This window comes from Achromobacter piechaudii NBRC 102461, assembly GCF_001571245.1.
Taxonomy (GTDB): Bacteria; Pseudomonadota; Gammaproteobacteria; order Burkholderiales; family Burkholderiaceae_B; genus Achromobacter; species Achromobacter piechaudii.
Window position 1 is genome coordinate 759,516 of sequence record NZ_BCTK01000001.1, and the last position, 11,931, is coordinate 771,446.

General features: G+C 61.8%; 9 protein-coding genes. 4 read left to right on the forward strand and 5 right to left on the reverse strand.

Translation table 11 applies throughout. The annotated features are described in order from the left end of the window. Positions 1-141: 141 nt before the first annotated feature. Entirely contained in the window at positions 142-1,041 is a 900-nt protein-coding gene (locus tag API01S_RS03425) for a LysR family transcriptional regulator (protein WP_006219976.1), read from the forward strand. A 53-nt stretch (positions 1,042-1,094) separates the two neighbouring features. Here the strand turns inward: API01S_RS03425 and API01S_RS03430 are convergent, their stop codons facing one another. From API01S_RS03430 to API01S_RS03440, 3 genes are all read right to left on the reverse strand, one after another. Continuing rightward, a complete protein-coding gene (locus tag API01S_RS03430; RefSeq protein ID WP_006219975.1) occupies positions 1,095-1,475 on the reverse strand; it encodes a DCC1-like thiol-disulfide oxidoreductase family protein in 381 nt (126 codons plus the stop codon). Between the two features lie 80 nt (positions 1,476-1,555). Beyond that, positions 1,556-2,959, reverse strand: a complete 1,404-nt coding sequence (locus API01S_RS03435; RefSeq protein WP_006219974.1) for an HdeD family acid-resistance protein — start codon at positions 2,957-2,959, stop codon at positions 1,556-1,558. A gap of 75 nt (positions 2,960-3,034) precedes the next feature. Beyond that, positions 3,035-3,691, reverse strand: a complete 657-nt coding sequence (locus API01S_RS03440) for a DUF2239 family protein (RefSeq protein WP_006219973.1) — start codon at positions 3,689-3,691, stop codon at positions 3,035-3,037. Positions 3,692-3,975: 284 nt separating this feature from the next. Between API01S_RS03440 and guaB the strand changes: the two genes are divergently transcribed. Then, positions 3,976-5,436, forward strand: a complete 1,461-nt coding sequence (gene guaB / locus API01S_RS03445) for an IMP dehydrogenase (RefSeq protein ID WP_006219972.1) — start codon at positions 3,976-3,978, stop codon at positions 5,434-5,436. A 100-nt stretch (positions 5,437-5,536) separates the two neighbouring features. Then, positions 5,537-7,129 (forward strand): glutamine-hydrolyzing GMP synthase, encoded by a 1,593-nt coding sequence (guaA, locus tag API01S_RS03450; RefSeq protein WP_006219971.1) that lies wholly within the window; start codon positions 5,537-5,539, stop codon positions 7,127-7,129. A gap of 247 nt (positions 7,130-7,376) precedes the next feature. On the opposite strand, the gene aceE is transcribed toward guaA, so the two are convergent. Then, positions 7,377-10,064 carry a pyruvate dehydrogenase (acetyl-transferring), homodimeric type gene (aceE, locus tag API01S_RS03455; protein WP_061303121.1) on the reverse strand — a complete coding sequence of 896 codons (2,688 nt, stop codon included), beginning with the start codon at positions 10,062-10,064 and terminating at the stop codon, positions 7,377-7,379. A gap of 169 nt (positions 10,065-10,233) precedes the next feature. Here aceE and API01S_RS03460 point away from each other — a divergent pair, with 169 nt between their 5' ends. Continuing rightward, the gene (locus API01S_RS03460; protein WP_050730433.1) at positions 10,234-10,680 is read left to right on the forward strand and encodes a MarR family winged helix-turn-helix transcriptional regulator; all 447 of its coding nucleotides are present in this window, start codon (positions 10,234-10,236) and stop codon (positions 10,678-10,680) included. Between the two features lie 32 nt (positions 10,681-10,712). On the opposite strand, the gene API01S_RS03465 is transcribed toward API01S_RS03460, so the two are convergent. Next, a complete protein-coding gene (locus API01S_RS03465; protein WP_156487055.1) occupies positions 10,713-11,831 on the reverse strand; it encodes a transketolase-like TK C-terminal-containing protein in 1,119 nt (372 codons plus the stop codon). Positions 11,832-11,931 lie beyond the last annotated feature (100 nt).

Sequence of the window (11,931 nt, forward strand, 5' to 3'; positions counted from 1 at the left end):
GCGAAATGAATCCGTGCTGCGGTGATGCTCCTTTGGGTCCTCTGGCCGCCGTGGCTGCCATTTTTTGCGAGTATAGAAACGGCTGTCGATGGATAGCCGTTCGAGCTATAAATAGCATTGATCAATTCAAGGATTGAATCGATGGAATTTCGTCAGTTGGAGTGTTTCATTGCGGTGGCCGAAGAATTGCACTTCGGCCGTGCCGCCGAACGGCTATGCATGACGCAGCCGCCGCTGTCCCGCCAGATTCAGTTGCTGGAGCAGGACCTGGGCGTGACGCTGTTTGAACGCAATAGCCGGCAGGTGCTGCTCAGTGCCGCGGGCCGGCGCTTCCTGCGCGATGCGCGCCACCTGCTGGAGTTCTCGGCGCGAGCCGCCGCCACCGCGCGGCGCACCTCGGGCGGCGATGCGGGGCACATCACGCTGGGCTTTACCGCCGTGGCCTCGTACCGTTTGATGCCATCAATGATCATGCAGGCCCGCAAACTGCTTGCCGGCGTCGAGATCCAGCTGCGCGAAACGGTCAGTACGGATCTTGCCCGGCTGCTGGTGGCGCGCGAGCTGGACGCCATCCTGGCGCGCAGCGTGCCGCAGCAGGCGGGCATCGAATCGCGCCTCGTCGAGCGCGAGCCGCTGGTGCTGGCGCTGCCGGTGGGGTCGCCCTTGTGCGAACACGAAACCGTGCCGCTGCGCCTGCTGCAAGGCCAGCCCTTCGTGCTGTATTCACCGCGCGAAGGCAAGTATTTCTATGACCGCATCGTGGGGGCGTTCGGCCTGGCCGACGTGCAGCCTGATTATGTGCAGCGGGCAGGGCAGACCCATACGTTGCTGGCCTTGGTGCGGGCGGGCCTGGGGGTGGGCATCGTGCCCGATTCCGCGCGCGAGCTTCGGTTCGATGGCGTGGAATTCCGGCCGATCGGGCAGCGCAATCTGTACGCGGATATGTATCTGGCCTGGCACGCCCAGCACGACAACCCGGCGCTGGACGCGTTCCTGCAACGGGTGGTGGATGTGGATGGGCTTGGGCGCCGCGCGCCGTAGTTCGGGTAGGCGCGCGGCTTGTTGTCTGGTGGCGTCGCGGATCGGCTGAGTGACTACAACTGCATCTTGCGTTTGCCCAACAGCGTCAAGGCCAGGCTGCGGCCCGTGCGCATGAAGGGGTACAGCGCGGTGGACAGGCAGGGGTTGCGGAACACGGCGGCGTTCACGCTGTTGAACAGATCATTGCCGGTGCTGATCAGCGCCAGCCGGTTGATGCAGTCGGCGCCCCAGTAGTCTTGCCCGTCCAGGTGCAGCAGCATGCCCTGGTTCAGGTCATAGCCTTGCGCCTTGTAGGCAACGGCCATGTCGGGATGGTCGCGCATGTTCAGCAGGTCGATCGGGCCCACCGCTTTCTGCAATTGCAGCATCCGCACGTAGTTCGAGCAGAACGGGCAGTCTCCGTCGTACAGCAGGAAATTCTTGGAGTGGGACATGATGCACCTAGGGTTGAGATCACGCGTCCATTAAAGCGCAATGCGCGCGCGGGCGTTTGGCGTGCCCCGCGCTGCTGGCGTCAGCCTTGCGCGGGCGGACGCTGCGCGGCGGCGTTGCGGTCCTGATCGCGCCAGCGGGCGCGCAGCTGGGAAATCTGGCGCAGCGCCGCCTGCGACATCTTCCACCAGCCAAACGGCCGGGGGTCGGCCAGCATGCTCATGGCGCGGGCATAGTCCAGCGTCAGCCCGGGCGTCCAGGCCATCGTCAGCGCGCGTTTGCGTATCTGCGAAGCGACCCAGAGTTCCGGCGTCAACAGCAAGCGCAGAAAAACGCGCCAGCCGGCCTCGCTGCCATGCAGCCGTCCGACCACCCCGTCCAGGGCGGCGTCGAGCGCCCGCGCGACCGAGCTTGAACAATTGCGGTGGGTCAAGTTGTAGGTGCTGTCCTGCCGGTACTCCTGCCAGAAGTCGGCCAGCTTCCGTGCGTCGTAGTTGCGAAACCGCACGCGGATGGTCGAGGGGCACCAGGCCTTGGATTCCGTGGCGTAGTCGGGTTGATAGACGCCCGGGATATCGTTTTCGGCGGTGGCGCGCAAGAGGCTGCCGAATTCATCGGGCGACCGGTCGATTTCGTCGCGCGGGTACAGGCTGATGTAGATGCCTTCGGGCGATTCGAGCGCGGCGTGCCCGGTGGAGATCACGCCGTTGACGTCCACGGCGGCGATGTAGCGGTCCACCAAGGGGTAGTTGCGGGTCTGCGCCTTGGCCGAGCCGGACGGCGTCCACACATGGACCGTCAACGCGCGTTCCGAGTCGGCGGGCGGGCCGTCCCAAACAGTGGGACGCTGCGGGCCAGGCGTGGAAGGCGAGGCGGGGGCAGGCTCGGACGGCAGGAAGTCCGGCGACGGATTGGACGCAAACGCCGGATTCGACGCCAGCCGCTTCACGCGGCGCGCCAGCCACAGCAGCTTCATGCCTGCGATGCCCAGAAACAGGCCCACGCAATACGGTACGGTGCCGACGTAGTGCGTGGGATAGGGCTGAAAAAAGAAGATGGCCAGCAGGATTTCCACGATGCCGCCAGCGAAGGCGTAGCGCCAGCGTTCATAACGGACCACATACGCCGCCAGGCATTGCAGCAGTCCGTCGAGCAGGAACAGCGCGCCAAAGATCATCGACAAGGCAAAGTGCCCGTGATGGTGGCCCGCCAGGATCAGGCTGCCCGCCAACAGGACGAACAGGCCTTTCACATAGCGCAGCACGCGCTGCCCGCCTACGCCGCTGGAGGCGATCATCAGCGTGGCAAGGCCCTCGATGATGAAGAGCGCGGCGAAGGCGTTCAGCGGAAAGTACAGCACCCCGTCCAGCGCGTCGATGAAGATGAAGACGCCCGCGACCAGAAAAAACAGTCCCGCCGCGAACAGGCCCTTCCAGCGCTTGCGCAGATAGGGCACTCCCAACAGCAGCAATACAAGTTGTGGCATGCCTGAGTTCCGATGCGGGGGGGATAAAAGCGAATCGTACCGAAACCTGGCGTCTTGTCACGCACGCGGTTCAGGTCAGGGTTGCGCGGAGGTTTGTGCAAGGTCGGCGGGCGCATCGTCCCAGGCCAGGCGCGTGGCATACGTGCGCACATCCTCAGGCCATGCGGCAACGCAATGCGCGAACTGTTCGGCGTCGTTCGCATACAGCGCGCGCGTGGCTTCCTCGAAGCCCGGCAAGTCGCCCGCCATGCTGGTCATGAATCGATAGGCGGCTTCCTGCCGCTGGCGCTGCTGGTCCCGCGCATCGTTGCTGCGACGCGCCTGTTCGACCAGCTTGCGCAGCGCGACCGACGCGCCGCCCGGCTGCTCGGCCAGCCAATCCCAGTGCCGGGGCAGCAGCGTCACTTCTCGCGCCACCACCCCCAGCTTGGGCCGGCCGCGTCCGCGTGGCGCCGACGCGCCGTGCTCTGCTTGCGTCGGTTGTGGCGTTCCGGCAGGGCTTGCGTCGGCGGCCGGGCGATGGCGCGCGACGATCTGCGCGTCGGTGCCGGCCAGATTCAGATCGGTCTGGATGCCCGTCCCGTCCTGATAGACGAGCAATGCGGCGTCCTCGCCGCTGGCGTGCTTGACCGCCAGCGCCACGTCGGCGAGCGCGCCGGTGGCAAGGATGCGGTGGCCCGCGAAGGCGGTGTAGGTGGTGATGGAGACCAAGGGGGAAGCGGTGGTGGTCATGGCGTGGGGGTCCGGTAGCCAGGCAGGGGAGTCGCGTATGAAAAAACACGGGGCGAAACGCAGCGTAATTATGATCCGGGTAAAAATAGTTTGTCAATATCATCCGGGTGAAAATACTTGTGGCTTTGGTGATGCGGGGCTATAAACCGGGCTTCGATTCCCGGCGCCAGACGCGCCGGCCTGGCTGCGCTGCCCTGTGTAAAAAACCCTGAACAAACCTAGGGTAGACACCTAGAAAAAACTTGCGGGCGGCGTATAATCTTGCTTTGCGCCCGGAGTTACCCATGCGTCTCGTTCAAAAAGCGCTCACCTTCGACGATGTGTTGTTGGTGCCTGCGTATTCCGAGGTGTTGCCGCGCGACACCTCCCTGGCCACCCGCCTGACCCGCAATATCAGCCTGAATATTCCGCTCGTGTCCGCCGCCATGGACACCGTCACCGAATCGCGCCTGGCTATCGCCATGGCTCAAGAAGGTGGCATCGGGATCATTCACAAGAATTTGTCCGCCGATGCCCAAGCCCGTGAAGTGGCTCGTGTGAAGCGCCACGAATTCGGCATCGTGATCGATCCGGTCACCGTCACCCCCCAGATGAAAGTGCGCGACGCCATTGCGTTGCAGCGCCAGCATGGCATTTCGGGCCTGCCGGTCGTCGAAGGCCGCAAGCTGGTTGGCATCGTGACCAATCGCGATCTGCGCTTCGAAGAAAACCTGGACCAGCCCCTGCGCAACATCATGACGCCGCAGGAACGCCTGGTGACCATGAAGGAAGGCGCGACGCTGGACGAAGCGCAAGCCCTGATGCACAAGCACCGTCTGGAACGCGTGCTGATCGTAAACGACGGCTTTGAGCTGCGTGGCCTGGCCACCGTCAAGGACATCGTCAAGAACACCGAACACCCGATGGCCAGCAAAGACGGCCAAGGCCAGTTGCGCGTTGGCGCGGCCGTGGGCGTGGGCGCGGGCACCGAAGAACGCGTGGAAAAGCTGGTTGCCGCTGGCGTCGACGTCCTGATCGTCGACACCGCGCACGGCCATTCCAAGGGCGTGCTGGAAGGCGTGCGCTGGGTCAAGCAGAACTACCCCAAGGTTGAAGTCATCGGCGGCAACATCGCCACCGCCGCCGCCGCGCGCGCGCTGGTCGAACACGGCGCCGACGGCGTCAAGGTCGGTATCGGCCCCGGTTCGATCTGCACCACGCGTATCGTGGCCGGCGTGGGCGTGCCGCAGATCCATGCCATTTCCGAAGTCGCCAAGGCGCTGGAAGGCACGGGCGTTCCGCTGATCGCCGACGGCGGCATCCGCTACTCGGGCGACGTCGCCAAGGCGCTGGCCGCCGGCGCGTTCTCGTGCATGATGGGCGGCATGTTCGCCGGCACGGAAGAAGCCCCGGGCGAAGTCGTGTTGTTCCAAGGCCGCTCGTACAAGTCGTATCGCGGCATGGGCAGCCTGGGCGCGATGACGGACGGCTCGGCCGACCGCTACTTCCAGGACCCGTCCAACAACGCCGACAAGCTTGTGCCGGAAGGCATCGAAGGCCGCGTCCCCTACAAGGGCAGCGTGCTGGCCATCATTTACCAACTGGTCGGCGGCATTCGCGCCTCGATGGGCTACTGCGGCGCCGCCACCATTGACGACATGCGCACCAAGGCCGAATTCGTGGAGATCACCTCCGCCGGCGTGCGCGAGTCCCACGTACACGACGTGCAGATCACCAAGGAAGCGCCTAACTACCGCGCTGACTGATCCGTACAGTCAACTACAATGTCATGCATCACGCACCGGCAGAATCGCATCAACAATCCGCGGTTCTGCCGGTGCGGTTTTATTTAATCGGTAGAGCTCAATGCACCAGCGCATCCTCATTCTTGACTACGGTTCGCAAGTCACCCAACTGATCGCCCGTCGCGTCCGCGAGGCCGGCGTCTATTCCGAAGTGCATCCCGGCGACGTCGACGACGCGTTCGTGCGCGACCAGATGGCGCAAGGCTTGAAGGGCATCATCCTGTCCGGCAGCCACGCCTCCGCCTACGAAGAAGGCTCGATGCGCGTGCCGCACGCCGTGTTCGAACTGGGCGTGCCGGTGCTGGGCATCTGCTACGGCATGCAGTCCATGGCGCAGCAACTGGGCGGCGTGGTCAGCTTCTCGGACCACCGCGAATTCGGCTACGCCGAAGTGCGCGCCCACGGCCACACCAAGCTGCTTGAAGGCATCGCCGACTTCACCACGCCCGAAGGCCATGGCATGTTGAAGGTCTGGATGAGTCACGGCGACAAGGTCACCGAGCTGCCCCCCGGCTTCAAGCTGATGGCCTCGACGCCGTCTTGCCCCATCGCCGGCATGGCCGACGAAGAGCGCCGTTTCTACGCCGTTCAGTTCCACCCCGAAGTCACGCACACCGTTCAAGGCAAGGCCATGCTGGCCCGCTTCGTAAACGAGATCTGCGAATGCCAGGGCGACTGGAACATGCCCGACTACGTCGAAGAAGCCGTCGCCCGCATCCGCGAGCAGGTCGGTACCGACGAAGTCATTCTGGGCCTGTCGGGTGGCGTGGACTCCTCCGTTGCCGCCGCACTGATCCACAAGGCCATCGGCGACCAGCTCACTTGCGTGTTCGTCGACCATGGCCTGTTGCGCCTGGACGAAGGCAAGCAGGTCATGCAGACCTTTGCCGAAAACATGGGCGTGAAGATCATTCACGTCGACGCCACCGCGCAATTCATGGGCAAGCTGTCCGGCGTCGCCGACCCGGAAGCCAAGCGCAAGATCATCGGTCGCGAATTCGTCGAAGTGTTCCAGGAACAAGCCGGCAAGCAGCAAAGCGCCAAGTGGCTGGCCCAGGGCACGATCTACCCCGACGTCATCGAATCCGCTGGCGCCAAGACGGGCAAGGCCACGTCCATCAAGTCGCACCACAACGTGGGCGGCCTGCCGGACACGCTGAACCTGCAACTGTTGGAACCGCTGCGCGAACTGTTCAAGGACGAAGTCCGCGAACTGGGCGTGGCGCTGGGCCTGCCGCCGCAGATGGTGTATCGCCACCCGTTCCCGGGTCCGGGTCTGGGTGTACGGATTCTGGGCGAAGTGAAGCATGAATATGCTGAACTGTTGCGCCGCGCGGATGCGATCTTCATTGAAGAGCTGCGCAATACCAAGGATGAAGCCAGCGGCTTGACTTGGTACGAGCTGACGTCCCAAGCGTTTGCGGTTTTCCTGCCGGTGAAGTCGGTGGGTGTGATGGGCGACGGGCGCACGTATGAATACGTCGTGGCCTTGCGCGCGGTGCAGACGTTCGACTTCATGACTGCCGATTGGGCGCCGCTGCCGCATCCGCTGCTGGCGCGGGTTTCTTCGCGGATCATCAATGAAGTGCGCGGGATCAATCGCGTGGTTTATGACGTGTCGAGCAAGCCGCCGGCGACGATTGAGTGGGAATGATCCCCTCTGTCAGATGAGGTAGTTGAAAAGGGCGCTTCGGCGCCCTTTTCATTGCCAGCAGAACAGTCGATTGTGTGGTTCGGAGGGCGAGTTATTAGTCGAGCCCGGTTGGTGGCCGATATGCTGCACTCGCACGTCGGATCCCGTGTGAGGTCGTTCAAAAGTGGTCAGTGCAACCAAAAGAGGCAGCCACTTTCCAGTTTTGAACTGTCCAATTTGCGGGGAAGGTCAGCCGTTGTGTATGCGTCTAGATAGTGACAGGGTCAATTTTTTCCGGATCGATGTTGTACCGGAGGATCGCTTCCCGGATTTTGGTACGAGGAAGATGGCCCTCATCGGCCAGCACTTTGATCGCTGCGAGAGCGACGAAGTGTCGATCGACTTCGAAAAATTCGCGCAATGATTCGCGAGTATCTGACCGCCCGAAGCCATCCGTACCGAGGCTGATGAATCGTCGATCGTTAATGAAGGGGCGAATCTGATCGCCGATAATCTTCATGTAATCGGTTGCCACGACGACGGGACCTGCTCGATTTTGCAAGCATTGCTGGATATACGGAAGGCGCGGCTCCTCTTCGGAATGAAGCATGTTCCAACGCTCTGCGGCCATCCCATCGCGACGTAGCTCGGTCAGGCTGGTGGCGCTCCACACGTCGCTGGAAATGCCAAAATCCTGCTCCAGCAGTTCACTGGCGGCGATGACTTCGCGCAGGATAGAGCCGCTGCCCATCAGTTGCACATGCGGCTTGCTGTCTTGTTTCGACACGGCATCTTGTTTCTGGCTATCGCGCAGCAGATAGAGTCCCTTGAGGATGCCGGCTTCGCTTCCTTCCGGCAGGGCTGGATTCGGGTAGTTCTCGTTGAGCAGCGTGATGTAGTAGTAAATATCTTCCTGTTCCGCGTACATGCGGCGCAAGCCGTCCTGGATGATGACTGCCAGTTCGTAAGCAAAGGTCGGGTCATACGAGACGCAGTTGGGGATGACCGACGAGAGCACATGGCTGTGTCCGTCATCGTGCTGCAAGCCTTCCCCCATGAGTGTGGTGCGGCCAGACGTAGCCCCCAGCAGGAAGCCGCGCGTGCGTGCATCGCTTGCGGCCCACGCCAGATCGCCGACGCGTTGCAGACCGAACATGGAGTAGAAGATGTAGAACGGGATGGTTGGCAGGCCATGATTGCTATAGGCTGTCCCTGCCGCGATCCATGAGCAGATCGCACCCGATTCGTTGATTCCCTCTTGCAGGATTTGACCGTCCTTGGCCTCTTTGTAGTAGCTCAACTGACCCGCATCTTGTGGGGTATAGAGCTGGCCCATGTACGAGTGGATACCGATCTGGCGGAACAGACCTTCCATGCCAAAAGTGCGCGATTCGTCCGGCACGATGGGGATGACCAGCTTGCCCAGGTTGGGGTCTTTGAGCAGCGTAGTCAGGATGCGAACGAAGGACATGGTGGTCGAGACGCCGCGCTCGCCGCTGTCTTTCAGTTGCGTGGCGAAGGCACTGAGCGGCGGCACTGTCAGCGGAGCGACTTGACGGGAACGCGACGGAACATAGCCGCCCAGTGTGGCCCGGCGCTGTGCGAAGTAACGTGATTCCTCGCTGTCGGGCGCGGGTTTCATGTAAGGCATTTCTTCGAGTTGGTCGTCGGGCACCGGCAACGAAAAGCGATCGCGAAATGCACGCACCGCATCCGCGCTCATCTTCTTCAACTGGTGGTTGATGTTCTGGCCTTCGCCAGCCTCGCCCATGCCGAAGCCCTTGACTGTTTTTACCAAAACGACAGTAGGCCGGCCTTCTGTACTGACGGCTTGTGCATAGGCGGCATACACCTTCTCGGGGTCATGGCCGCCACGTGTCAGCGCCCAAATCTCGTCGTCCGACAGGTGCGCCACCAACTCCAGTAACTCTGGATACTTGCCGAAGAAGTGTTCGCGCACATAGGCGCCGTTTTGCGACTTGAAGGTCTGATATTCCCCGTCAACGCATTCCATCATGCGTTGACGCAGCAGCCCACTGGTATCGCGCTTGAGCAGGTCGTCCCAGCCGCTGCCCCACAGCACCTTGATGACGTTCCAGCCCGCGGCCCGGAAGGTGCCTTCGAGTTCCTGCACGATCTTGCTGTTGCCCCGCACCGGGCCGTCCAGGCGTTGCAGATTGCAGTTGACGATAAAGATCAGATTGTCGAGGCGTTCGCGCCCGGCGACCGAGATGGCGGCCAGCGATTCGGGCTGGTCCATTTCTCCATCACCGAGGAAGGCCCACACCTTGCGGCCCTGATGCTCCAGCAATCCCCGGTATTCGAGATATCGCATGAACCGGGCCTGATAGGCGGCAGTCAATGGACCCAGCCCCATGGATACCGTGGGGAACTGCCAGAAATCTGGCATCAGTCGAGGGTGAGGATAGGAGGACAGGCCATCGCGTCCGGCCTCCCGGCGGAAGTTGTCCAGTTGCGCTTCGGTGATGCGTCCTTCCAGGTATGCGCGCCCGTAAATGCCCGGCGCGGAATGGCCCTGGATGTAGACCATATCGCCGCCGAATGTCTCGGTGCGGCCCCGGAAGAAGTGATTGAAGCCCACGTCATAGAGCACCGCCGCCGACTGGTAGGTGGCGATGTGTCCGCCGACGTTGGAGTGCTTGCCGGCGCGTAACACCATTACCATCGCATTCCAGCGGATATAAGCATTCAGGCGTTGCTCGATATCGATGTCGCCGGGATAGGCGGGCTGCCGGTCTTTGTCGATGGTATTGATGTAGGGGGTCGTGACGCGCCCGTGCAGATCGCCATGGCGGGAGGCGTCGAAGTCGGTGAGCTGGTCGATCAGGTAGTGGGCGCGCGAACGGCCTTCTACCGTCGTGACAGCCTCCAGCGCTTCCAGCCACTCTCGGGTTTCTAACGGGTCAACGTCGACCAGTGCGAGGGGGGGATTCATGGCGGGCCTCCAGGAAAAAAGGTGTTGAAGCAGGGCTGCGCTCGGCCAGACGGGCAGGCGTGGAGCAGTCATGTAAGTTCGATTTATGAATTGCATATGCAATCGTATCGCTCGCAATTCTAAGTCAGTTAGAATTGCAAATGCAACCAAAATACGAAAGGAGTTTGTTATGACGAAGGGCGAATCGGATCTCTGGTTCTCGTTTGTGCGCGCCCATCGTTTGATGATCCGCGAGGTGGAGAGCCGCCTGGCAGCGGCCAAACTGCCCACCTATGCTTGGTACGACGTCCTTTGGGGGCTGGAAAGCGGATCCGGGGGCACACGACGGATGCACGAACTGGCCGACGCACTAGCGATCGAACGCTACAACCTCACGCGCTTGGTGGACCGGTTGGAGCAAGAGGGACTGGTCAAGCGTGCGCGTTCAGCCGAAGACGGCCGCGCCGCGTACGCAACCATTACGAAGGAAGGGCGCGCGCTTCGAAAGAAGATGTGGAAGGTTTACGAAGGAACCGTTGCCGAGGTTTTTCTGAGCCAGTTCAGCATCGACGAGCAAAGCAAGTTTGCCGCGGCGCTGGATCAAGCCTCTGCTGCGGCGCGCGCTCGGGGTGACTGACGCTTGCGCAAGCGAGATTGCGCGGCTCGGTTTCAGGCCAGCGCATATCGCTTCAATGCTTCTTGCGCTTGTCGCATCGGCAAGATGCCCTCATCCCCAAGCACTTTGAGTGCGGCAGCCACAATCCATTGCACGCTGGGAGATCCAGTCGTTTCCCGATGGGAGTCGGCCCCCAATGCAACAAAGCGGGCGGAAACGAAGCCGCCGATCTGATCGGCAATGTGCTGCCCATATCCGGTGACGGCCAGAACAGGCGATTGCCCTGAACCAAGGCACATCTGAATATGCGATGTCTTTTTCTTCGACAGCGGATGGAGCATGTTCCAGTGTTCGGCCTCGTGGCCTTCGCGCGCCAGGCGGGTGTAGCTTGGGCAACTCCAGACCTCACCGGTGATGTTCCAGTCTTCTCGCAGAAGTCTGGCCGCCTCGACCACATTTCCCAATGCTTGGCCGGCTCCTAGCAGTCGGACTGCCGGGGTACTGGACTCAGGCGCAGCGATAAGCCGATACATACCCTTGTACGCATCATGTACTTCGGTTTGCGCCGACGCGGGTACTTTGCCGTTGTTATCGTGCAGGGTCATATAGAAGAACCCCGGCTTGTCGTCTACATACATGACCTGCATGGCAGCGCGTAGGATAGCGAGCGCCTCCAGTCCTGATGCGGGATCGTAGGGGGTACCGTTCAAGCTGCTGGCAAGCCAAAGCGGAACGGCAGGCTGCACGTTTTTGGGCCACCGTGACGAGGTTAGCTCGGCATCGTTGCACAGGATGCCACGGTCGGTCGCTTCGTATACCGCTGCGCGCACCCCAGCGACAGATTCGGAGCGCAGCAAATACAACAATGGCATTTCGAAGCGCCCAGGCCCATCCCGAAACCATAGTGGCCACGCGCTGATGTTGCCCACGTCCATGTCTACATCGTCTGCGGGATGTGTCTGGGGGTCTGTGGATGCCCTCACGATCCAAACCTTGCCATTCGTCGCATCGTCTTGTGCCAAGCCCTGGGAGATGGCCTGAATAGCTCGGTAGGGGGAAGCGGCAAAGCAAGCTCGCTCCATATCTTCCCCTGCCAGTTTTTCAAGGCACGCAAACGCTGCCAACCGGGTTTGCGGCGTGAATGCGGACGGGCGAAGGCGTTCAGAATTCATAGTTGACCTTCTGTTGATTGGCCATCTGCACGAGTTGGCATCGTGGCTTACGATTGCATTTGCAACGATTGTAATTGCAACCTGAATCATCAACAAGGAT

Bases quoted from the DNA above. Each gene is read 5' to 3' on its own strand.
- API01S_RS03460 (WP_050730433.1), top strand. From the start codon at position 10,234: ATGACGAAGGGCGAATCGGATCTCTGGTTCTCGTTTGTGCGCGCCCAT.
- API01S_RS03435 (WP_006219974.1), bottom strand. From the start codon at position 2,959: ATGCCACAACTTGTATTGCTGCTGTTGGGAGTGCCCTATCTGCGCAAG.
- API01S_RS03425 (WP_006219976.1), top strand. From the start codon at position 142: ATGGAATTTCGTCAGTTGGAGTGTTTCATTGCGGTGGCCGAAGAATTG.
- aceE (WP_061303121.1), bottom strand. From the start codon at position 10,064: ATGAATCCCCCCCTCGCACTGGTCGACGTTGACCCGTTAGAAACCCGA.
- API01S_RS03440 (WP_006219973.1), bottom strand. From the start codon at position 3,691: ATGACCACCACCGCTTCCCCCTTGGTCTCCATCACCACCTACACCGCC.
- guaA (WP_006219971.1), top strand. From the start codon at position 5,537: ATGCACCAGCGCATCCTCATTCTTGACTACGGTTCGCAAGTCACCCAA.
- guaB (WP_006219972.1), top strand. From the start codon at position 3,976: ATGCGTCTCGTTCAAAAAGCGCTCACCTTCGACGATGTGTTGTTGGTG.
- API01S_RS03430 (WP_006219975.1), bottom strand. From the start codon at position 1,475: ATGTCCCACTCCAAGAATTTCCTGCTGTACGACGGAGACTGCCCGTTC.
- API01S_RS03465 (WP_156487055.1), bottom strand. From the start codon at position 11,831: ATGAATTCTGAACGCCTTCGCCCGTCCGCATTCACGCCGCAAACCCGG.